Below are 24,784 nucleotides of genomic sequence, written 5' to 3' on the forward strand. Positions count from 1 at the left end.
CTACCGGACGGCCTGCGCCACCGCGACGCAGTGGTCCACGATCTCCTCCAGCGCCTCGCGGTAGAAGCCGATCAGCTTCTCCACCGTCGCCTGGTCGTACATCGCGCGGCTGAAGATCCAGCTCATCGAGAGCTGCCCCTCGTACACGTTGCCCGCGATCTCCAGCCAGTTGGCCAGCGGCGCTTCCTCGTCGTGGACCGGCCCCGGATGCTCCGCCGCCGGCTTGAACATCGCATCGTCCCCGCCCAGGCTGCGGTCGAACTGGCCCAGGTAGTTGAAGGTGATGCGCGCCTGCGCCGGGCCCAGCGGGGCGGCGTCCGGCCGCAGGTACCTGAGCACGCCGTGGCCGATGCCGCGGCGAGGCACATCCATGCGCTGCTGCCTGGCCGAGAGGATCAGCGCCTCGACCGGCGAGCTGCCCTCGCGCAGCCGCACCGGATAGACGCTGGTGAACCAGCCCAGCGTGCGGCTCAGGTCGAGCCCTGCGGCATCGGCTTCGCGGCCATGGCCTTCGAGCTGGACCAGCGTCTCCGACTCGCCGCTCCAGCGCCAGACCGTTCTCGACAGCGCAGCCAGCAGCAGGTCGTCGATGGACGTGCCGTAAGCCGAGGGCGCCACGCGCAGCAGCTGGGCGGTGCGTTCGCTGTCCAGGCGCATGCGCTGCGTCAGCGCATCGCGATCGACCAGCGCTTCGACCGGCCGGTCCCTCGGAATGTCGGCCACCGGCTGCAGCTGCGTGCGCCAGTAGTCGAGCTCGCCGTCCAGTTCCGTGCCTTGCGCCAGCCCCTGGAGATGCTCGGCCCAGGCCTTGAAGGACGCGGTCTTGCCGGGCAGCTGCACCGCACGGCCTTCGCCGAGCTGGCCGTAGACCGCCTGCAGGTCCTCCAGCAGCACGCGCCACGACACGCCGTCCACCACCAGGTGATGCACCACCAGCAGCAGCCTCGCGCTGCCGTCCGCATGGCGCATGTGCACCACGCGCCACGCCGGTCCCTTCGCCAGGTCCAGGCTGCGCTGCGCCGCGTCCGCCACACGGCCGATTTCTTCGGCATCAACGACCTCGCGGCTCCAGAGCAGGTCGCGCGGCTCGGCCTGCGCGCTGTAGCTCTGCTGCCAGCGCCCGTCGGCCTGCTGCTCGAAGCGCAGCCGCAGCGCGTCGTGATGCGCCGCCAGCGCATCGAGCGCCCGCAGCAGCAGCGATTCGTCCAGCGGCTTCGCCGTCTCCAGCATCAGCGCCTGGTTGAAGTGATGGCGCCGCGGAATGGGCGTGTCGAAGAACCAGGCCTGGATCGGAATGAGCGGCAGTGTGCCCTGCGCCTCTACCGCGGCGGCCTGCGCCGGCTGCGCGGGGGCGGCATCGGCAAGCTGCTCCACCAGCGCCTCGATGGTCGGATGGCGCATCAGGTCGCGCAGGCGCAGCTGGAACCCGAGTTCGGCCTGCCGCACCTTGGAGATCACCTGCAGGCTCAGGATCGAGTCGCCGCCCAGCTCGAAGAAGTTGTCCGAGATGCCCACCGACTCCACGCCCAGCACCTGGGCCCAGATGGCCGCGAGCCGGCGTTCCCTTTCGTTGCGCGGCGCCTTGATCTCGCGCTGCGCATCGACGCCCGGCTCGGGCAGCGCATGGCGGTCCAGCTTGCCGCTGATCAGCCGCGGCAGCGCGTCCATCACGATCAGGTGCGCGGGCACCATGTGCTCGGGCAGGCGCCGGCGCAGCTGCTGCAGGGCCTGCTGCGAAAGCTGCGCGCGCGGTCCGCTCGGCATCGGCACGATGTAGCCGACCAGCTGGCGGCCCGAGGCCCCTTCGTGCAATTGCACCGCGGCCTCCAGCACACCCGGCACCTCGCGCAGCTGCGCCTCGATCTCGCCCAGCTCGATGCGGAAGCCGCGGATCTTCACCTGCTGGTCGGCCCGCCCGATGTAGGCGATGTTGCCGTCCTCGCGCCAACGCACCAGGTCGCCGGTGCGATACAGGCGTCCGCCCGAATCGGTGTTGTCGAACGGATCGGCAATGAAGCGCTCCGCCGTCAGCGCGCTGCGCCCCAGGTAGCCGCGCGCCAGGCCGTAGCCGCCGATGTAGAGCTCGCCGACGCTGCCGCGTGCGACAGGCCTCAGCTCGGCATCGAGCACGTGGACCGTGCGCTCGCCCACCGGCCGGCCGATGGGTGCGTAGGCCTCCTCGAAGCCGCGGTCCGCACTGGTCTTCCAGATCAGCGGCGTGACCACGGTTTCCGTCGGCCCGTAGCCGTTGATGAGCGTGCGCGGCCGCAGCGACTGGCGCACCTTGTCGTAGGCCGCGCGGGGCATCGCCTCGCCGCCGAACACGTACAGCTCCACCGGCGGCGCCTCGCCGAGCGCCTGCGCCCAGTCGGCCAGCTGGCTCAGGTAGGCCGGCGGGAAGGCCGCGTTGGTCACGCCGTAGCGGTACAGCGCGTCGCAGGTCTGCTCGGCCGTCCACAGCTCGTTGTCGCGCAGCGCCAGGCTCGCGCCCACGGTGAGCGCAGTGAGCCAGCGTTCGTGCGCGCCGTCGAACGAGAACGACATGAAGTGCAGCTCGCACGAACGCGCCACCATGCCGTAGATCTCCGCCGTGGCCTGGCAGTGCATGCTGAGCGGCCCGTGCGACACCGCCACGCCCTTGGGCTGGCCGGTCGAGCCCGAGGTATAGATCACGTAGGCCAGCTGGTCCTGGTGGACCGCGACTTCCGGATCGTGGGCGGGCCAGCCGGCCAGCTCCACCTCGTCGAGCACGAGCGTGTCGGCCATCGAAGGCAGGCGCGGCAGCACGGCGCGCTGCGTGAGCATCAGCCGCGCGCCGCTGTCCTTGCACATGAAATGCAGGCGGTCCTGCGGATAGTCCGGGTCGAGCGGCAGATAGGCGGCGCCGGCCTTGAGCACGGCCAGCAGCGCGACGATGGTCTCCAGCGAACGCTGCAGCGACACCGCCACCACCGCGTTGCCGCGCACGCCTCGCCCGATCAGCGCATGCGCCAGCCGGTTCGCGCGCGCGTTGAGCTGCGCGTAGCTCAGCTCGGCATCGCCCATCAGCAGCGCAATCTCCTCGGGCTGCATGCGCGCCTGCTGCTCGATGAGCTGGTGCACCGGCGTGCGCAGGAAGCCGTGGCGCCCGCTGCGGCCCAGGCGCGCGATCTCGGACTGCTGCGCGGAGGTCAGCGTGTCCAGGTCGCGCAGCGCCTGCGAGCCGTCGCGGCTCATCATGTCCATCAGCCCGAAGAGCTGCTGCGAGAGCGCCTGCACGTCGGCCTCCTTGAAGCGCTCGCGCAGGTACTTGAGCTTGATCGTCAGCACCTCGCCCAGGTGGACTTCCACGTCCATCGGATAGTGAGTGACGTCGACCGACTCGGCCTGCTCGAACTTCAGGCCCTGGTCGGCGCGGCCGGCGAGCGTCTGGTCGATCGGGTAGTTCTCGAACACGACGATGCTGTCGAAGAGGCCTTGGCCGCCCTGCCCCGCCCAGCGCTGGATCTCGTGCAGCGGCGTGTACTCGTGCTCGCGCGAGGCCAGGTTCTGCGCCTGCAGATCGCGCAGCCAGTCGCCCAGCCGCTGCGCCGGCGCGGCATCGACGACCACGGGCAGCGTGTTGATGAAAAGGCCCAGCATCCGGTCGGCCCCCACCAGCCCCGCGGGGCGGCCCGCCACCGTGGCGCCGAACACCACCGTCTGCTGCGCGGTGTAGCGCGACAGCAGCAGCGACCATGCGCCCTGCACGAGGGTGTTGAGCGTCACGCGCTCGCGGCGGGCGAAGGCCTGCAGGGCCTGCGTGCCCACCACGTCCAGCGCGTTGCCGACTTCGCCATGGCCCTCTCCCGTGGCCGGCGGCTCCAGTGCCGTGCCGAGCAGCGTCGGCGCGTCGATCTTCTGCAGCCGGCCTCGCCAGTAGGCTTCGCCCTCCTTTGCGGGGCGCGCGGCCAGCCACGCGATGTAGTCGCGGTAGCTGCACGCCGGCTCTTCCGTCGCCACGCCGTCGTAGGCCTGCAGCACCTCGCCGAACAGGCGCGACATGCTCCAGCCGTCCAGCAGCAGGTGATGGCAGCTCCAGATGAAGCGGTGGCGCAGGTCGTCGATGCGGATCGCGGCGAGCCGCATCAGCGGCGGCGCGGCCAGGTCGAAGGCCGCCTGCTGCTCGAGCGCCAATGCCTCGATCGCCTGCGCCTGGTCGGCGCGCCCGCGCCAGTCGTGCACGGCCATCGGCAGCTCCACCGACCTGGCCACCCACTGCAGCGGAGGCTGTGCCATGCTCAGGAAGCCCGTGCGCAGCACGTCGTGACGCTGCACCACCTGCTGCCACGCGCTCCTGAAGCGCTCCACCTCCAGCCCCTGCACGTCGATGCGCAGCTGCGTCACGTACGCCGTGCCGCCACCGTCGTACACGCTGTGGAACAGCATGCCCTGCTGCATCGGCGACAGCGGATACAGGTCCTGCACCTTCTGCGCCTGCAGCGGCAGCGCATCCAGCTGCGCCTGCGTCAGCGCCGCCAGCGCGAAGTCCGAGGGCGTCACGCCCGATGCGCCGCCCGTGCAGTGCGCCACCAGCGCCTGCAGTTCGTCACTCAGCCTGTCGGTCCATGCCCGCACGTCCTCTTCGCGGTGGCGCTCGCGCCCGTAGCTCACAGCCAGGCTCAGCTCGCCCTCGTACACCCGCGCATTGATCGCGAACTCGTGCGCCTGCGGCGCGTCGGCGCCCATGGCCTGTCCGCCGCCTTGCGCCGCCGGGCGCCACAGCGCCTGCTCGTCGAAGCTGCCGTCGAACTGGCCCAGGTAGTTGAAGACCACCTGTGCCCTGGGCAGCGCCTCGATGGCCTGCCGCTGCGCGTCGCTGCCAAGATACTGGAACACGCCGTGGCCCAGTCCCTTGCGAGGCACCTGGCGCAGTTGCTCCTTCACGCGCTTGAGCGCTTCGCCGATCTCGCCCTGAGGCGCCAGCGCCACCGGGTACACGCTGGTGAACCAGCCCACGGTGCGGCTGAGGTCGATCCCCTCGAAGATGTCTTCGCGCCCGTGGCCTTCGAGGTCGACGAGCACGCTGGACTGGCCGCTCCAGCCGCACAGGGCGCGTGCCAGGGCCGTCAGCAGCAGGTCGTTGACCTGGGTGCGGTAGGCGGCGGGGGCGTCCTTGAGCAGGCGCTGGGTGGTGGCCGCATCGAGGGTGATGTTCACGCTGGACTGGTCGCTCGCGCGGCGGCTGCCGTTCGGGTTAGCGCACGGCAGGGAGGCTGCCTTTGCAGTGCCCAGGGCTTGCTGCCAGTAGGTCAGTTCGTCGGCGTTGGCCTGTGCGTAGCCTTGCAGGGCCTGCGCCCAGTCGCCGTAGCTGCTGCTGCGCGGGGGCAGTTCGACGCTGCGGCCCGCGATGCTGGCGCGGTAGGCGCCTTGCAGGTCTTCCAGCAGGATGCGCCAGGACACGCCGTCGATCACCAGGTGGTGGATCGCGAGCAGCAGCATCCAGCGACCGTCGGCGACCTCGATGACCAAGGCTCGGATGAGGGGCCCATGCTCCAGGTCCAGACTGCGCTGGGCTTCGTCGCACAGCGCTTCGATGCCGGCTTCGTCCTTCGCCTTGCGCACCCACAGCAGTTCCTGAAGCTCAGCTTCGGAGGTGGGTTCGTAGCGTTGGGTCCACTGGCCTTGTGCCTGCTGGCGGTAGCGCAGCCTCAAGCCGTCATGGTGTTGCGCCAGCGCAGCCAGCGCCTGGCGCAGCGCCTTCACGTCCAGCGCCTCGCGGCTTTGCAGCAGCACCGACTGGTTCCAGTGATGGCGTGCCGCCATCTCCATGCCGAAGAACTCGGCCTGGATCGGCAGCAGTGGCACGTCACCCTCGGCCGGCCCGCGCACCTGCGCCGCGACCGCCTCCCGGTCGAGCGCCTGCACCACGCCCGCGAGCTGGGCGATGCTCTGGCGCTCGAACATCTGCCTTGGGGTGAGCTGCCAGCCCGCGCGGCGAGCCTGCGCGACGATCTGCAGGCTGAGGATGGAATCGCCTCCGAGTTCGAAGAAGTTGTCGTGGCGACCAACCTGCTGCAGGCCGAGCACCTGCGCCCACACCTGCGCCAGCGCCTGCTCGACCTCGCCCTGAGGGGCCTCGTAGTCGTGCACCGTGGCGTACTCGGGCTCGGGCAGCGCCTTGCGGTCGACCTTGCCGTTGGCGTTCAGCGGCAGTGCGTCGAGCACCACGAGAGCGCCGGGCACCATGTATTCGGGCAGCACCGCGCCGAGCTGTTCGCGCAGCGCAGCAGCCTCCAGCGCCGGCTGGCCTTCGTGGCCGCAGACGTAGCCGACCAGACGGGCTCCGCTCGGGCTTTCCTGTGCAACCACGACCGCTTCACGCACGCCCGGCTGTGCCAGCAGTTGCGCTTCGATCTCGCCGAGCTCGATGCGGAAGCCGCGCACCTTGACCTGGTGGTCCAAGCGTCCGAGGTACTCCAGCTGGCCGTCTTCACGCCAGCGCACCAGGTCGCCCGTGCGGTACAGGCGACCGCCCGCCGAATCGAACGGATCGGCGATGAAGCGCTGGGATGTCAGCCCGCTCCTGTTCAGATACCCGCGCGCAAGACCGGCACCCGACACATACAACTCGCCGGCACATCCCACCGGCACCCGATGCAGATCCGGGTCCAGCACATGCATGCCCAGGTCCGGAATGTTCACGCCGACCGGGCTGCGCGACACCTCGAGGTCGAGCGCCGTGATCGGCCTGTAGGTCACGTGGACGGTGGTCTCCGTGATGCCGTACATGTTGATGAGCCTCGGCTGCGCATCGCCGAAATGCTCGATCCACGGCCGCAGGCTCTGCGGCTCCAGAGCTTCGCCGCCGAAGATCACGTGCTTCAGCGACAGGCCACCGTTCTCGTAGAGTCCGCGCGCGGTCATCAGCTGGCGGAAGGCCGAGGGCGTCTGGTTCAGCACCGTGACGCGCTGCTCGCGCAGCAGGGCCAGGAAGTCGTCGGGCGAGCGGCTGATCCAGAAGGGCACGACCACGAGCTGGCCGCCATGGCACAGGGCGCCGAACATTTCCCAGACCGAGAAGTCGAAGGCATAGGAGTGGAACAGGGTCCACACGTCGTCCGCGCCGAAATGGAGCCACTCCTGCGTCGAACTCAGCAGCCGCACCACCTGGCGATGGCACAGCTGCGCGCCCTTGGGCTTGCCGGTGGAGCCCGAGGTGTAGATGACATAGGCCAACTGGTCCGCATGCTGCGCGACGGCCGGGTCGCGATCGGGCTCGGACTGCAGCTCCAGCGCGTCCAGCGCCAGGACGCGCACGCCCGCGCCGCTGGGCGGCAGGCCGGGCTGCACCTCGCTGTGCGTCAGCAGCAGCGCGATGCCGCTGTCTTCCATCATGTGGGCCAGGCGGTCGGACGGATAGGCCGGGTCCAGCGGCACATAGGCCGCACCGGCCTTCAGGATGGCAAGCAGCGCCACCACCATCTCGATGCCGCGCTCCACCGCCAGGCCGACGCGGGCCTCGGGCCGCACGCCGAGCGCGATGAGCCGGTGCGCCAGCCGGTTTGCGCGCGCATTGAGTTCCGCGTAGCTCAGCCTGTGTTCGCCGAAGACCAGCGCCACGGCCTGCGGACGCGCACGGGCCTGCTGTTCGAAGAGGCCATGCAGCGAAGCATTGCCCGCCACCGCCGGCTGCTCGCGTTCGGCGCCCCACGACCGCAGGGTCTGGCGCGTCGCCGCATCGAGCAGCTCGAGCCCGTCGAGGCACGCGGCCTTCGCATCGACCAGCTGCAGCAGCACCTGCCGCATGCGGTCGGCGATGGCGCCAGCCGTCTGTTCGCCGAAGCTGTCGCGCATGAAGCCGAACTGCAGCGTCAGCGTGTCGGCCTGGCGCACGACCAGGGTTATCGGGTAGTTGCTCTCCTCGCTGTGCGCGATCTCGCCGAAGCTCAGGCCGCCGGGCGAGCTCGCCTTGAGTGCCTGGTCGACCGGGTAGTTCTCGAACACGACGATGCTGTCGAAGAGGCCCTGCCCGCCGCCCTGCCCGGCCCAGCGCTGGATCTCGTGCAGCGGCGTGTGCTCGTGCTCGCGCGAGGCCAGGTTCTGCGCCTGCAGGCCGCGCAGCCAGTCGCCCACGGGCTGGCCGGACTCGATGCCGGCGATCATCGGCAGGGTGTTGATGAACAGGCCCAGCACCTGGTCGGCGCCGCGCAGTTCGGTCGGCCGCCCGGCCACCGTGACGCCGAAGCTCACGGTGCGCTGGCCGGCATGGCGCGACAGCAGCAGCGCCCAGGCCGCCTGCACCAGCGTGTTCACGGTGATGCGCTCGGCCCGTGCGAAGGCCTGCAGCCGCTGGGTTTCCGAAGCGTCGAGAGTGCGGATGCAGCGGCCGTGCCCCTGCAGTGCTTCCGCCGGCCTGGGCAGTACCTGGCTCAGGTGCGTCGGCGTGTCGAGGCGCGCGAGCTGGCCGCGCCAGTAGGACTCGTGGGCCACGGCATCCTGCGACTGCAGCCACTCGATGTAGTCTCGATAGCGGCCGGCCTGCGGCGGCAGTGTTGCTCCCGCGTAGGCGCCCAGCACCTCGCCCATCAGGCGCGACAGGCTCCAGCCGTCGAGCAGCAGGTGGTGGGCGGTCCACACCAGATGATGGCTGTCCTGCCCGGTGCGGATCGCGAGCAGGCGGGCCAGCGGCGGTTGCGCAAGGTCGAAGCCGCGCGCGAGGTCTTCGCTCGCCCAGTCGTCCAGCGACCGGCGCAAGTCCGGCTCGGCCTGCGCATCGCGCTCCGTCCAGGGTGTTTCAACCTGACGCGCCACCCACTGCAGCGGAGGCTGGGCCATGCTCAGGAAGCCCGTGCGCAGCACGTCGTGGCGCTGCACCACCTGCTGCCACGCGCTCCTGAAGCGCTCCACCTCCAGCCCCTGCACGTCGATGCGCAGCTGCGTCACGTACGCCGTGCCGCCCCCGTCGTACACGCTGTGGAACAGCATGCCCTGCTGCATCGGCGACAGCGGATACAGGTCCTGCACCTTCTGCGCCTGCAGCGGCAGCGCATCCAGCTGCGCCTGCGTCAGCGCCGCCAGCGCGAAGTCCGAGGGCGTCACGCCCGATGCGCCGCCGGTGCAGTGCGCCACCAGCGCCTGCAGTTCGTCACTCAGCCTGTCGGTCCATGCCCGCACGTCCTCTTCGCGATGGCGCTCGCGCCCGTAGCTCACAGCCAGGCTCAGCTCGCCCTCGTACACACGCGCGTTGATCGCGAACTCGTGCGCCTGCGGCGCATCGGCGCCCATGGCCTGTCCGCCGCCCTGCGCCGCAGGACGCCACAGTGCCTGCTCGTCGAAGCTGCCGTCGAACTGGCCCAGGTAGTTGAAGACCACCTGCGCCCTGGGCAGCGCCTCGATGGCCTGCCGCTGCGCGTCGCTGCCCAAGTACTGGAACACCCCGTGTCCGAGTCCCTTGCGAGGCACCTGGCGCAGCTGTTCCTTCACGCGCTTGAGCGCATCGCCGATCTCGCCCTGCGACGCCAGCGCCACCGGGTACACGCTGGTGAACCAGCCCACGGTGCGGCTGAGGTCGATCCCCTCGAAGATGTCTTCGCGCCCGTGGCCTTCGAGGTCGACGAGCACGCTGGACTGGCCGCTCCAGCCGCACAGGGCGCGTGCCAGGGCCGTCAGCAGCAGGTCGTTGACCTGGGTGCGGTAGGCGGCGGGGGCGTCCTTGAGCAGGCGCTGGGTGGTGGCCGCATCGAGGGTGATGTTCACGCTGGACTGGTCGCTCGCGCGGCGGCTGCCGTTCGGGTTGGTGCAGGGAAGTCCGGTCTGGACAGTGCCCAAGGCCTGCTGCCAGTAAGCCAGTTCCTCCTCATTAGCTTGGGCGTAGCCTTGCAGGGCCTGCGCCCAGTCGCCGTAGCTGCTGCTGCGCGGGGGCAGTTCGATGCTGCGGCCTGCGATGCTGGCGCGGTAGGCGCCTTGCAGGTCCTCCAGCAGGATGCGCCAGGACACGCCGTCGACCACCAGATGGTGGAGGGCCAGGAGCAGCATCCAGCGCCCATCTTCGACTTCGATGAGCAGTGCCCGCATCAACGGGCCGCGCTCCAGGTCGAGGCTGCGCTGGGCTTCGTCGCACAGCGCTTCGATGCCGGCTTCGTCCTTCGCCTTGCGCACCCACAGCAGTTCCTGAAGCTCAGCTTCGGAGGTGGGTTCGTAGCGTTGGGCCCACTGCCCTTGCTCCCGCTGCTGATAGCGCAGCCGCAGCCCGTCATGGTGTTGCACCAGCGCAGCCAGCGCCCGGCGCAGCGCCTTCACGTCCAGCGCCTCGCGGCTTTGCAGCAGCACCGACTGGTTCCAGTGGTGGCGCGCCGCCATCTCCATGCCGAAGAACTCAGCCTGAATCGGCAGCAGCGGCACGTCGCCCTCGGCCGGCCCGCGCACCTGCGCCGCGACCGCATCCCGGTCGAGCGCCTGCACCACGCCCGCGAGCTGGGCGATGCTCTGGCGCTCGAACATCTGCCTCGGGGTGAGCTGCCAGCCCGCGCGGCGAGCCTGCGCGACGATCTGCAGGCTCAGGATCGAATCGCCTCCGAGTTCGAAGAAGTTGTCGTGCCGGCCTACCTGCTGCAGGCCGAGCACCTGCGCCCACATCTGCGCCAGTGCCTGCTCGACTTCGCCCTGAGGGGCCTCGTAGTCGTGTGCCGTGGCGTACTCGGGCTCGGGCAGCGCCTTGCGGTCGACCTTGCCGTTGGCGTTCAGCGGCAGTGCGTCGAGCACCACCAAGGCGCCGGGCACCATGTATTCCGGCAGCACGACACCGAGCTGTTCGCGCAAGGCCGTAGCCTCCAGTGCCGGCTGGCCTTCGTGGCCGCAGACGTAGCCGACCAGGCGGGCGCCGCTCGGGCCTTCCTGGGCGACCACGACCGCTTCGCGCACACCCGACTGTGCCAGCAGTTGCGCCTCGATCTCGCCGAGCTCGATGCGGAAGCCCCGTACCTTGACCTGGTGGTCCAAGCGACCGAGATACTCCAGCTGGCCGTCTTCGCGCCAACGCACGAGGTCGCCCGTGCGGTACAGGCGACCGCCCGCCGAGTCGAACGGATCGGCGATGAAGCGCTGGGACGTCAGCCCGCTCCTGTTCAGATACCCGCGTGCAAGACCGGTGCCGCCCAGATAGAGCTCCCCCGCCATGCCAGCCGGCACGAGGTTCAGATCACCATCGAGCACCACAGCCCTTCGATCGCCGACCGGCGACCCGATGGGCATGTAGGCCGCATCGAAGCCTTCGCCCGTGTGGGCCTTGGCGATGGTCGGCGTGATCACCGTCTCCGTCGGCCCGTAGCCGTTGATGATCCGGGGCGGCCGCAGGTTCGACATCACCCGGTCGAAGGCGGCGCGCGAAGTCGCTTCGCCGCCCACGGTGTAGGAGCGCAGCGAAGGCACGCGCCCCGCCTCGCCCATGCCCTCGGCCAATTGCTGCAGGTAGCTCGGCGTGAAGCAGGCGATGGTGATGCCGTGGCGTTGCATCTCCGCCTGGCTGCGCTCCACCGACCACAGCTCCTCGTCGCGCGGCATCAGCGCCGAGCCGAAGGCCAGCGGCGTCCAGATGCGCTCGTGCGCGCCGTCGAAATTGATGGACGCGAACTGCAGCTCGCGGTCCTGCGGCGTCATGCCGTAGACCTTGCCGATGGCCAGGATGTGCATGCCCAGCGGCCCGTGCGCGACGGCCACGCCCTTGGGCTGCCCGGTCGAGCCCGAGGTGTAGATCACGTAGGCCAGGTGCTCGCCGCTCAGCGCGACGTCGGGGTTGTCATCACGTCCCGTCTCCAGCACCTGCGCGTCGAGCAGCAGCGTGGGCAGTTCGCGCATCGCTTCGGGCAGGCGCCCGCGCACATGGGCCTGCGTGAGCAGCAGGCAGACTCCGCTGTCGGCGGCCATGAACTCCAGCCGCTGCGCGGGATAGCCGGGGTCGAGCGGCACATAGGCGCCGCCCGCCTTGAGCACGCCGAGCAGCGCCACCACCATCTCGACGGAGCGCTCCACCGCCAGGCCCACGCGGCTTTCCGGCCGCACGCCCAGCGCCATCAGGCGATGGGCCAACCGGTTGGCGCGGGTGTTGAGCTCGGCGTAGCTGAGTTCGGTGTCGCCCATGATCAGAGCCGTCGCCTCGGGACGCACGCGCGCCTGTCTTTCCACCAGCCTGTGCACGAAGGCGTCCTGCCCTTCTTCGGTGGAATTCCACTCGCCCGTTCCCCAGCGCCGCAGCTGCAGGCGCTCGGATTCGTCGAGCAGCTCGACCTCGCGCAGGGTCTTGCCGGGGTTGCTCACCAGCTGCTGCAGCATCGCGACGAAGTGCGTCGCCAGCCGCTCGATAGTCCGCGGCTCGAACACCGCCTTGGCATAGGTGAAGACGAAGCCGAAGCCGCCGCCGGGTTCTTCCAGCGTGTCGAGCGCCAGCTCGAACGGTGCCGTCTGCTCGTCGATCTCGTAGGGCTCCAGCGCAAGGCCGGGCAACTGCCCGAGCGCGCCCAGGTCCTGCTGCTGGTGGTTGAAGATCACCTGGAACAGCGGCGGCTGGCTCAGGCTGCGCTGCGGCGCGAGCGCGTCGACCAGCTGCTCGAAGGGCAGGTCCTGATGGGCCTGCGCATCCAGCGCCGCCTGGCGTGCCTGCGCGAGCAGCCCGGCCAGCGTGGTGTGGCCGGCCACCGCGTTGCGCAGCACCTGCGTGTTGACGAACAGGCCCACCACGCCGGCGACCTCGCTGCGGTCCCGGTTGGCGACGGGCACGCCGAGGCGGATGTCGGTCTGGCCGCTGTAGCGGTGCAGCAGGCCTTGGAACGCGGCCATCAGCAGCATGAAGGGCGTGGCCTTGTGCGCGGTGGCGCTGCGCCGCAGTTCGCGCGCCAGCGCCGCCGGCAACCCGGCGCGATGGCGCGCCACGCGGTACGGCCCCTGCGCGGGACGCGGATGGTCGGCGGGCAGCTGCAGCAGGGGCTGCGCGCCGCCGAGCTGCGCCTTCCAGTAGCCGAGCTGCCGCTCGCGCTCCCCGGCATCGAGCCAGTTGCGCTGCCAGGCGGCGTAGTCGGCATAGCCCAGGGCCGGCGCGGCCAATGCCGGCGCAGTGCCGGTCGCATGCGCCTGGTAGAGCTGGCCGAATTCGTCGATGAGGATCTGCATCGACCAGCCATCGGCCACGATGTGATGCAGCACCAGCACCAGGATCTGCTCGTCCGCGGCGAGCCGGATCAGCCCCACGCGCAGCAGCGGGCCCTCTGCAAGGTCGAAGGCTTCGCCGGCCATGCGGCTCGCCTCTTCCTGCGCCCGCGCGGCACGCTCCTGCGCGGGCACGGCCTGCAGATCGACCTGGCGCAGATCGGACATCGACGCGGCATGCACGACCTGCTCCGCCACGCCTTCGGCGCTGGCGCGGAAGGTGGTCCGCAGCGACTCGTGCCGCGCCACCAGCGCGGCCAGGCTGGCCTCCAGGGCCTGCTGATCGAGCCGGCCCTTCAGCCTCAATGCGGCCGTGATGTGATGCGCCGCGCTGGCGGGCTCCATCTGCCACACGAACCACTGGCGGGCCTGCGCGTACGACAGCGGCAGCACCGCGCCTCTCGGCCGCGGCACGATGGGAAGCCGGCCGAAGTCGATGCCCTGCTGCCGCAACGCCGCGATGAATTCCTTCTGCTTTTCCGGCGGCAGCTCGGCAAAGCGTTGTGCGATCAATGTGCTGCGTGCGTTCACTTAGGCTCCCAGACTTTCCAACAATGCATCCATGCGATCCAGCTCCGAACCATCCTGTCCGGCATGCGCGGCCTGTGCGCGGCCTTCCGCCGCCAGGACTTCCGCACAGGCCGCGAGGCTCGGGCATTCGAAATAACGCTGCAGCGGCAGGTCGACGTCCAGACGCGCCTTGACCAGCTGCCGCAGCTTGAGGGCGGCCAGCGAGTGGCCACCGAGCTCGAAGAAGTTGTCGTGCCGGCCCACCTGCTGCAGGCCCAGCACCTGGGCCCACACCTGCGCCAGCGCCTGCTCGACTTCGCCCTGCGGCGCCTCGTAGTCGTGCGCCGTGGCGTACTCGGGCTCCGGTAGTGCCTTGCGGTCGACCTTGCCGTTGGCGTTCAGCGGCAGTGCGTCGAGCACCACCAAGGCGCCGGGCACCATGTATTCCGGCAGCACCGCGCCGAGCTGTTCGCGCAAGGCCGCAGCCTCCAACGCCGGCTGGCCTTCGTGGCCGCAGATGTAGCCGACCAGACGGGCTCCGCTCGGGCCTTCCTGGGCGACCACGACCGCTTCACGCACGCCCGGCTGTGCCAGCAACTGGGCTTCGATCTCTCCGAGTTCGATGCGGAAGCCCCGCACCTTGACCTGGTGGTCCAAGCGTCCGAGGTACTCCAGTTGACCGTCCTCGCGCCAGCGCACCAGGTCGCCCGTGCGGTAGAGCCGACCGCCTGCCGAATCGAACGGATCGGCGATGAAGCGCTGCGCCGTCATGTCGCTGCGATTCAGGTAGCCGCGCGCAAGCACCTCGGCCCCCACATACAGCTCGCCGATCGCGCCCGGCGGCGCCTTGCGCAGGCTGCCGTCCAGCACCATCAGGCGCGCGCTGGAAGCCGGCCGCCCGATGGGCGGCAGCCCCTCGCCATCGGCGACTTCCACGCCGAACTCGCTGACCACATGGGTCTCGGTCGGGCCGTACTGGTTGAGCAGGCGGCATTGCGGCTCGCGCCGCAACCACGCGATCAGCGCGGGCGTGAGCTTGAGCTGCTCGCCGGCGGTGACGATTTCCTTCAGCGCGGGGAGAGGCATGCCCCCGGCCAGCGAGGCTTCGGCAAGATGCTGCAGCACGGAGAAGGTCAGGAACACGCGCTCCACCGACTGCTCGCGCATCAGCGCCTCGAGCTCGACCATGTCCAGCCGCTGCGCCTCGGAGCTCTGCACGAGGCAGCCGCCCGAAGCCAGCCCGCTGATCATTTCCTGGAACGCGACGTCGAAGCACGGCGACGCGTACAGCAGGGTGCGGCGCGGGCCGGGAATGCACGCGAGCTGCCAGGCGATCAGCCGCGCCACCGCCTCGTGCCGCATCGCCACACCCTTGGGGCGACCGGTGGAGCCCGAGGTGTAGAGCACATACGCCAGGTGCTCTCCGTGGATCGGCCCCCTCGGATCGTCAGTCGCCTCGTTGCTCACATCGTCCGTGTCGAAGGACAGCAGGCGCACGCCGGGCCGCAGCGGAACACGTGCCGCGAGTGCGTCGCGCGTCAGCACCCAGGCCACGCCGCTGTCTTCCACCATGTAGGCGAGGCGATCGGACGGGAACGATGGGTCCAGCGGCACATAGGCCGCGCCGGCCTTCAGCACGGCCAGCAGGCCCACCACCGTCTCGACGGAGCGGTCGACCGCGATCGCCACCCGGTCTTCCGGCCGGACGCCGAGCCGGATCAACCGGTGCGCCCACTGGTTGGCCGCCCGGTTCAGTTCCGCATGGCTGAGCTGCCGTTCGCCGGCGATCAGCGCCGGCGCATCGGGGTTCGTCCGCGCCTGGCGTTCGACCAGCCGATGCACCGGCTCGGGCGAGTTCGCCGCGAAGTCGCCTTGTTCGAATCGCGCCAGTTGCGCCAGCTCGTCCGGCTCGATCAGCGACAGCTGCGCCAGCGGGCGCTCGTCGTTGCCGTCTTCCGCCAGGGCCAGCAGCAGCGTCCGCAGCTGGCTCGCAAGGCGCACGACGGTGGCCTCGTCGCACAGCTCCCGCGCGTAGAGCCAGTCGAGCTGCAGCGTGTCGCCCTGGTGGACCAGCAGGCTCAGCGGATACGAGGTATCGGCCTGCGTGCGCACCGGCCCGAAGAGCAGCCCGCCGGGCGAAGCCTCCTTCAGCACCTGGTCGACGGGGTAGTTCTCGAACACCAGCAGGCTGTCGAACAGCGCCTGCCCCGCGCCGCCCGCCCAGGCCTGGATTTCATGCAGGGGCGTGTGCTCGTGCTCGCGCGCGGCCACCTGGCCGGCCTGCAGTTCGCGCAGCCACTCGCCCACGCGCCCACCGGGCCGCAGCGAGGCGACCACCGGCAGGGTGTTGATGAACAGCCCGAGCATCCGCTCGGCGCCGCGCAGCTCGGCCGGACGGGTGGCGGCGGTGGCGCCGAACACCACGGTCCCCTGCCCCGTATGGCTGCCCAGCAGCAGCGCCCAGGCGGCCTGCACCAGCGTGTTGAAGGTCACGCGCTCGCGCCGCGCGGCCTGCTGCAGGCGCTGCGTGGCCGCGGCATCGAGCAGGCTGCGATGGCGCGCCTTGCCCGTGCCGGCAAGGGCCGGCGGGCGCAGCGCGGACAGCAGCCTCGTCGGCGCATCCAGCGTGCCCATGGTCGCGCGCCAGTAGCGCTCGCCGGCCTGCGGATCGCGCGCGCCCAGCCAGGCGATGTAGTCGCGGTAGCGTCCCGGTGCCTGCGAAGGCGGCTGCCCGCCGTAGCGGTGCAGCACCTCGGCCATCAGCTGCGCGGCGCTCCAGCCGTCCAGCAGGAGGTGATGGTGCGTCCACACCAGGTGATGGCGGCGCTCGCCGGTGCGCGCCAGCAGCAGCCGCATCAGCGGCGGGCGCGAGAGATCGAAGCCCTGCGCCTGCTGCTCGCGGGCGAGCGCCTGCAGCGCCGCATCGGGGTCGGCGTGTTCGCGCAGGTCGTGCTCGGTCCAGGGCATCGCCGCGTTGGCGGCCACCCATTGCAGCGGCGTCTCGCCGTGCACGAGAAAGCCGCTGCGCAGGATCTCGCTGCGCTGCAGGGCGTCCTCCCAGGCGGCGCGCAGGCGTGCCGCGTCGAGGTTCTCCACATCGACGGCAAGCTGGTTGACGTAGCTGCCGTCCTGCGGCTCCAGCAGGCCGTGGAACAGCATGCCCTGCTGCATCGGCGACAGCGGGTACAGGTCTTCCAGTTCCGCGAGCGGCACCGGCAAGGCATCGAGCTGCGACTGGCCGAGACCGGCCAGCGGAAAGTCCGACGGCGTCACGCCGCGCGCCCCCCCGGAGCAATGCGCGATCAGCGCGTCGAGCTCGGCCCTGAAGCGATTCACCCACTCCTGCACCGTCCGTTCGGCGTGGCGCGCGCGGCTGTAGCTCACGGTGAGGCTCAGTTCGCCATCGGACACCTGGCAGTTGACCGTGAATTCGCATGGCAGCGGCGCCGCCTCATCCATCGGCGCGCCCTGGCCTTCGCTGGCGGGCCGCCAGGGCGAGCCGGCATCGAAGCCGCTGTCGATCTGCCCCAGGTAGTTGAAGACCAGTTGCGGCGCCGGCAGCGCCCTCATGGCTTGGCGCTGGCCTTCGCTGCCGAGGTGCTTCAGCGCGCCATGGCCGAGCCCCTTCAGCGGAATGCCCCGCAGGCTTTCCTTCACCCGCTTGAGCGCCTCACCCGGCTCGCCCGAGGTATCGAGCAGCACCGGGAAGAGGCTGGTGAACCAGCCCGTGGTGCGCGACAGGTCGACGCCGCCGGGCAGATCTTCGCGGCCGTGCCCTTCCAGCATGACCTGCAGCCGCTCGTGTCCGCTCCATACGGACAGCGCGCGGCCGAGCGCGGTGAGCAGCACGTCGTTGACCTGCGTGCGGTAGGCGGCAGGAGCCTCTTTCAGCAGTGCATGCGTCCTGGCGCGGTCGAGGCGCAGCTCGATGCTCGCGCGCTCGGCCTGCGTGTTCGCACCCTCCGGATGCTCGCAGGGCAGCTCCACCGGCACGTCGGCCAGTGCACGCCACCAGGCGAGCTCCTCGTCGCCGGACTCGGCTGCATGCGCCTGCAGGGCCAGTGCCCAGTCCCTGACGCTGCCGGTCCTGGCGGGCAGCGCAACGGCCTCGCCTGCGCGCAGCCGGGCATAGGCATGCCCGAGATCCTCGAGCACGATGCGCCACGACACGCCGTCGATGACCAGGTGATGCACCGCGAGCAGCAGCCGCCATGAGCCGTCGCCGAGCCTGATCGCCAGCGGGCGCAGCAGCGGCCCCCGCTCCAGGTCCAGGCTGCGCTGCGCCTCGTCGCACAGGGCCTCCACGCCGGCGGCATCCTTCGCCTCGCGCACCCACAGCAGCTCCTGGTGCCAGCCTGCCGGCAGCGGTTCGTAGGCCTGCCGCCATGCGCCGCCGGCCTGCTCGGTGAAGCGCAGCCGGAAGGCGTCGTGGTGCTCCATCACGGCCACCAGCGCGCCACGCAGCGCGTTCAGGTCCAGCGGCTCGCGGCTGTGCAGCAGCAGCGACTGGTTCCAGTGGTTTCGCCGGGGCATCGCGGTCTCGAAGAACTCGGCCTGGAACGGCAGCAGCGGCAACACGCCGTCGTCCGCGCCGCGCCCGGCTGCGGATGCAGCGCCGTCGTCCACGGCTTCGGCCACCTCCGCGAGTTCCGCGATGGTCTGGCGATCGAACATCTGCCTTGGCGTGAGCTTCCATCCGGCCGTGCGCAGCCGCGACACGATCTGCAGGCTCAGGATGGAATCACCGCCGAGGGCGAAGAAGTTGTCGCGGCGCCCCACCTGCGCCACGCGCAGGAGCTCCGACCAGATCGCGGCCAGTGCCTGCTCCACCCCATCGCAAGGTGCCTCGTAGGCATCGACCGCGAGCGATTCGGGCTCGGGCAGCGCCTTGCGGTCGATCTTGCCGTTGGCGTTCAGCGGCAGCGTTGCCAGCACCAGCAGCGCGCCGGGCACCATGTAGTCCGGCAGCGTGGCGGCCAGGCGCTCGCGCAGCGCCGCGACGTCCAGCGACTGGCCCGGGTGCGCCGAGACATAGCCGACCAGCCGGGTACCGCCGGGGCCCGCGGCCGCGACGACCACCGCCTCGCGCACGCCCGGCTGCGCCAGCAGCTGCGCCTCGATCTCCCCCAGCTCGATGCGGAAGCCCCGGACTTTCACCTGATGGTCGATGCGGCCCAGGTATTCGAGCTCGCCGTCTTCGCGCCAGCGCACGAGGTCGCCCGTGCGGTACAGCCGCTCTCCCGCGTCGCCGAACGGGTCGGCGACGAAGCGCTCCGAGCTGAGGCCCGTCTTGTCCAGGTAGCCGCGCGCCAGCCCGATGCCGCCGAGGTACAGCTCGCCCGGCAGCCCTTGCGCCGCGAGGTTGAGGCCATCGTCGAGCACGTAGGTCTTCGTGCCCGCGATCGGGCGGCCGATGGCGACGTGATTGCGTCCATCCGCCCTGCACGTCCAGTGCGTGACGTCGATGGCCGCCTCGGTGGGGCCGTACAGGTTGTACAGGCCCGCGCCGGGCAGGCGCTCGAACACCTTGGCCTGCGCCTCGGCGGGCAGAGCCTCGCCGCTGCACACGATGCGCTTCAGGCTGGTGCAGGCCTCGATCCCCTCATGGGCCACGAAGGCCTGCAGCATGGAGGGCACGAAGTGGATGGTGCTGACCCGGTGCCGGCGGATCAGCTCCACCAGCTTCGCCGGCTCGCGGTGGTCGCCGGGCCGGGCGACGACGAGGCGCGCGCCCTGCATCAGCGGCCAGAAGAATTCCCACACCGACACGTCGAAGCTGAAGGGAGTCTTCTGCAGCACGGTGTCGGCTTCGCCCAGCGAATAGGCGTCCTGCATCCACGCGAGGCGGTTGTACAGCGACAGGTGGCGGTTGGCCGCGCCCTTGGGCCGGCCGGTGGAGCCCGATGTGTAGATGACGTAGGCGAGGCGTTCGCCGTGCAGGGGCACGCCGGGGTCGACGCTCGGACCCGTCTCCAGGTCGAGCCGGTCCAGCTCGATCGCGTGCACGCCATCGCGAAGCGGAATGCGCGGCACGACGTGGCTCTGCGTGAGCAGCAGCGCAACGCCGCTGTCCTCGAGCATGTAGGCGATGCGGTCCCCGGGGTATTCGGGGTCGATGGGCACATAGGCGCCGCCGGCCTTGAGGATGGCCAGCAGGCCAACCACCATCTCGATGCTGCGTTCGAGCGCGATGCCGACCTTGGCGTCGGGCTTCACGCCCAGTGCGATCAGGCGATGCGCGAGGCGGTTCGCTCTTGCGTCGAGTTGCGCGTAGCTCAGGGAGATGTCGCCGAACACCAGCGCCACCGCGTCGGGCGTGCGTTGCGCCTGCCTGCCGATCAGCTGGTGCACGGGTGCGGTGTAGTCGCGGTGCGGCAGGTTGGCACTGAGGCGCATCAGCTCCACGCGTTCGCTCTCGCCCGTCAGCACGAGGTTGGCGAGCACGCAGTCGGGGTCGGTCGCCAGCGTCCGCAGCACGCGCTGGTAGCTGTCGACCAGCCGCTGCGCGGTGCGTGCCTCGAACAGGTCTGTGTTGTATTCGAGCCGGCCACGCACGCCCTGCGGGTCGATGTAGAAGTCCAGCGAGAGGTCGAACTTGGCGCCGGCGTCGTCGAACTCTTCCAGTTCGGCACGCACGCCCTCGAGATCGAGCGCCACGGCCTCGCCGGACATCTGCACGCCGAACATCACCTGGAACAGCGGGCTGCGCGCCGGGTCGCGGCGGTCCTTGCGGCTCGCGAGCAGCACTTCGAAGGGCAGGTCGGCATTGTCCAGCGCGGCCAGCGCATCGGCGCGCACCTGCCGGCAGACCTCGCGCAGGCTCTGCCGCGGCGACAACCGCGCGCGGAACGCCTGCGTGGTCACGAAGAAGCCCAGCAGCTCGCTCACTTCTTCCTGGTGCCGGCCGGCGTTGGGTACGCCGATGGCGAAATCGCCCTGCCCGCTCCAGCGCGACAGCAGCACCTGCCACGCCGCGAGCAGCGCGACGAAGGGCGTGCACTTCTCGGCGCGGCAGAACTTCTGCACGGCGAGGGCAAGCTCCGGCGGCAGCTCGAAACCCAGCGCGGTGCCGGCGAAGGTCTTCTGCGAAGGACGCGTGCGATCGGTCGGCAGGTCGAGCGAAGGAACCTCGGCGCCAAGATGCCGGTTCCAATGATCGAGCTGGCCCGCCAGCGCCCCGCCCTGCACGCTCGCGCGCTGCCATGCCGCGTAGTCGGCGTACTGCACGGGCAGCGGCGGCAGCTCGACGGCAGCACCGCCGCTGCGCAGCGCCAGCCGGTAGGCCTGGGCCAGGTCGTTCGCCATGATCGGGTTCGACCACGCATCGGACACCACGTGATGCAGGCACACCGCCAGCACGTGGCGCTCACTGCCCAGCCTCACCAGACGCGCGACCAGCGCTGGCGCGGCGCCCAGGTCGAACACATGCGCTGCGATGCGGCGCACGGCCTCGTCCAGCGGCTGCTTCTGCGCCTCAGGCGAAAGCACCGAGATATCGATTCGCTCCAGCGCGAAGGGTGCGGATGCCTGCACGCGCTGCATCGGCACGCCGTCCTGCTCGAAGAAGGCGGTGCGCAGGATGGCGTGGCGCGCGATCAGCGCCTGGAACGCGCGCTCCAGCGCATCGGCGTCGAGCGCGCCGCCCAGGCGGAAGACACGCGGCAGGTTGTAGGCCGTGAGGCCGGGTTCGAGCTTCTGCAGGAAGCACAGCTGCTCCTGCGCATAGGAAAGCGCGACGGCATCGCCATCGCGCACCGTGCTGACGATACCGATGCTCATGCGGCCTCGCCCACTTCTGCCAGCGCTGCCGCATCCTCTTCGGGCTGCCTCAATGCCTGCGCCCGCTGCTCCAGCCCCGCGGCATCGCCGCTGGCCTCGCGCAGCACCGCCGCCAGGGCGGCCGGCGTCGGGTGGTCGAACACCGCGCCCGCCGCGATCTCGACCTGCAGCTGCTTGCGGATGCGCGCCACCAGCTTGATGACCTGCAGCGAATGGCCGCCGAGCTCGAAGAAATCTTCATCCGCGCCGATGGGGCCGTTGCCCAGCAGCGAGGCCATGCCGTCGGCGAGCACGGCTTCGAGCGCAGTGCTCGGTTCGGTGCGCTCGCGGCGTCCGGCTGCGGCGGGTTCCTTCACCGCCAGTGCGGCCAGCGCGAGGCGGTCGATCTTTCCGTTGGGCAGCCGATCGAAGGCCTCCAGTGCCTTGAAGCCCGCCGGCACCATGTGCGCCGGCAGCAGCGCGGCAAGCTGCTCGCGCAGCGCGCGGCCGTCCGCGAGCGCGGCATCGTCCGCGACGAAGAACGCGCTCAGCGTCGTTGCGCCCGCGGCGTCCTGCACCGCCAGCACCACCGCCTGCCGCACGCCCGGCTGCGCCAGCAGCACCGTCTCGATTTCGGCGGGCTCGACGCGAAAGCCGTGGATCTTCACCTGATGGTCCGCGCGCCCCGCAAGGCGGATCCCGCCTTCAGGCAGCACGTGTGCCAGGTCACCAGTCCGGTAGAGCCGCTCGCCCGGGTTGAACGGATCGGCGACGAAGGCCTCGCCCGCCTCGCGGTTCAGGTAGCCGCGGCACAGCTGTGCGCCACCGACGTAGACCTCGCCCATGCCGCCCGCCGGCACGAGGCGCAGCGATCCGTCGAGCACATGCACGCGGTTGTTGGCCAGCACCTGGGTCAAAGGCAGTTGCGCAGGCGAATGTTCACCCGAGGGCACGGCATGCACCAGCACGCCGACCGTGGTCTCGGTCGGGCCGTAGTGGTTGTAGATGGCGCACTGCGGCGCGAGCCGCACGATGCGCTCGACCAGCGCGCGCGACGCGGCCTCACCGCCCAGCACCAGCGTGCGCGGCAGCTTCGGCGCCTCGCATTCGAGCAGCGCTTCCAGATGCGAAGGCACGATCTTGATCGCATCGATCTCGTGCGCGGCCATGAAGCGCGCGAAGGCTTCGGCGTCCTTCGCTTCGTCCTCGCCTGCCACCACGAGACATGCGCCGTTGAAGAAGGCGCCGAAGAGCGCGGTGTTGCCCAGGTCGGCCACCACCGAACTCGTGAGCGCCCAGCGGCGGCAGGCATCGAGCTTCATCGCGGCAGAAGCGGCCGCCACGTAGTTCAGCAACTGGCCCTGCTCGATGGCAACGCCCTTGGGCTTGCCGGTGGAGCCGGAGGTATAGAGCACGTACGCAAGATCCCGCAGCGCGATGCGGTGCGCGGGCGCTTCGCCGGGCAGGCTGTCGAGCGCGGCCGGCATGGCGTCGAGCACCAGCGCGGGCTGCGCATCGGCCAGCACGGCGGCGCGGCGCGCCTCGGGCCAGCCGGGTTCCAGCGGCAGGTAGGCGGCACCGGCGCGCCAGGCGGCGAACATCGCCACCGGCAGGTCGATCGAACGCGGCAGGTTGAGCGCGACGATGGCGCCCGGCTTCACGCCCTGCGCCACGAACCAGTGCGCGAGGCGATCGATGCGGTCGTCGAACTCGCGGTAGCTCAGTCGCTGCTCGCCCGCTTCGAGCGCGGGCGCATCGGGCGTCGTCTTCGCCCAGTGCGCGATGCAGTCGGCCACGGTCTGCGCGCCCACGTCGATGCGCGCGTCGTTCCACGCGAGCAGCAGCGCCTGTTCCTGCGCGCCCACCAGCGGCAGAGTGCCGACCGGCGCATCGGGTTGTTCGACGACGGCGTCGAGCAAGGAGGCGAACTGCATCAGCAGGCGTTCCAGCGTGGCACGGCTGTAGCGCCCGGCATCGGCATGAAGCGACAAGCCGGCGCCTTCGGCGCTCCACGCGACCTGCAGCGCAAGCTCGAAGCACTGCATCGGCCCGGGCAGGCTGGTCAGGGTCCATTGCGTGTCGCGGCCGTGGCGGCGGCCCGCCTCGTGCGAGGCGAAACCCACGGCGGTGTGCGCGGAGAGCGGCGGCGTATCGACGGGCCAGCATTCCTGCACGTCGACGTGCGCGGCCATGGTGCCTTGCAGCCGGCCGATCCAGCTCGCGAAGGATTCTTCTGCGGACACATCCACCACGACTGGCAGCACCTTGTCGAACAGGCCAACTGCGCCCTGCATCGGCTCGTAGTCGCGGCGGCAATCGTGCTGCCAGCCGCCAACGAAGCGGCCCGCGCCGCCGTCCAGCCTTGCGAGCAGCAGCCACCATGCGCCCTGGAGCAGGGTTTCGGCTTCGATGCCGAGCGCATCGGCGCGCCCGGCCACCCGGGCAGAGAGCGCCGCGTCGATGACGCTGCCGGCCTCATGGCGCGCCGACGCTGCTTCGGCACCATCGAGCCGCGCATGCAGGCGCGGCGGCGCGAGCTTCGCGGCATCGGCCGCGAAGCGCTGCCAGTAGGCGCGGCCCTCGGCGGCGTCCTCGCCCTCGACCAGGTCCTGCCGCCATTCGACGAAGCGCGCGTACTGGAAGATGTCTTCCGGATCGGGGCTGCCCTCGCCCAGGTAGGCCGCGGCGATCTGGTCGAACAGGTTCCGCAGGCTCTCGCGGTCGGCCGCCAGCGGGTTCACCGACAGCGCCAGCGTGTGCCGCGCCTCGCCCGTGCGCACGAGGTCGGCGCCGACGAGTTCGCCGCGCTCCATGTTCAGCGGCTCGCGATTGAATGCTTCGAGCCACACGGCCACCGCCTCGCTCGAAGCATCGGGCAGGTCGGCCGACTGCCACTTCAGCGGCGGCATCCCGTCGTGGTGCTGCAGCCGCAGGCCCCGGTAGCCGGGCACCTGCCGGATGGACGCGCACAGGGCGCCGTGCGCGCGCAGCACGCTCTCCACGGCGGTGCGCAGGCGTGCGGTGTCCAGCGCGCCTTCGATGCCGGCAAGCATCAACAGGCGGGGCGCGTCGGCGGGCACGAGGCGCTGCTCGGGGCTGAGCGCGAAAGTGGCTTCGGGGTTGTCGATCGTCACGGTCGTCACGCTCATGCTCCCTGCTCGTCGGCCATGCGGGTGTCCGCCGCTGCGTTCGGGGCGCCCTCGAGCGCCGCGCGGTCGAACATCGCGCCCATTGCCACCACGATCTTGCGCGGCCCTTCGTACGGGTCGCGCGCATGAGCGGCGAGCATGTTGTCGAGCATCACGATGTCGCCCTGCTGCCAGTCGAAGCGCACCGCGCATTCCTCGTAGACGCGGCC

General features: G+C 70.6%; 4 protein-coding genes (1 of these 4 only partly in view). All 4 read right to left on the minus strand.

Features of this window, described 5'->3' with window-relative positions; genetic code table 11:
• Tightly spaced (each overlapping or abutting the next), the 4 genes in view from SFB74_RS22475 to SFB74_RS22490 form a layout consistent with a single transcriptional unit that may run on beyond the window.
• Complete coding sequence (locus SFB74_RS22475; RefSeq protein ID WP_432726499.1) at nucleotides 1–13,689, minus strand: non-ribosomal peptide synthase/polyketide synthase; 13,689 nt, start codon at nucleotides 13,687–13,689, stop codon at nucleotides 1–3.
• Nucleotides 13,690–21,447 (minus strand): amino acid adenylation domain-containing protein, encoded by a 7,758-nt coding sequence (locus SFB74_RS22480; protein WP_432726500.1) that lies wholly within the window; start codon nucleotides 21,445–21,447, stop codon nucleotides 13,690–13,692.
• Entirely contained in the window at nucleotides 21,444–24,575 is a 3,132-nt protein-coding gene (locus tag SFB74_RS22485; protein WP_432726501.1) for a non-ribosomal peptide synthetase, read from the minus strand. The genes SFB74_RS22480 and SFB74_RS22485 overlap by 4 nt, the downstream gene beginning before the upstream one ends.
• A protein-coding gene (locus tag SFB74_RS22490; protein ID WP_432726502.1) for an SDR family NAD(P)-dependent oxidoreductase crosses the window boundary here: on the minus strand, nucleotides 24,572–24,784 show its 3' end. The gene runs 6,915 nt beyond the window's last position; the window shows 213 of its 7,128 coding nt (coding positions 6,916–7,128); its start codon lies beyond the right edge, outside the window — the gene reads right to left on this strand; the stop codon is at nucleotides 24,572–24,574. The genes SFB74_RS22485 and SFB74_RS22490 overlap by 4 nt, the downstream gene beginning before the upstream one ends.

The sequence above is a fragment of the Variovorax xiamenensis genome, assembly GCF_050916385.1.
In the GTDB taxonomy this organism is placed as follows: Bacteria; Pseudomonadota; Gammaproteobacteria; order Burkholderiales; family Burkholderiaceae_C; genus Variovorax.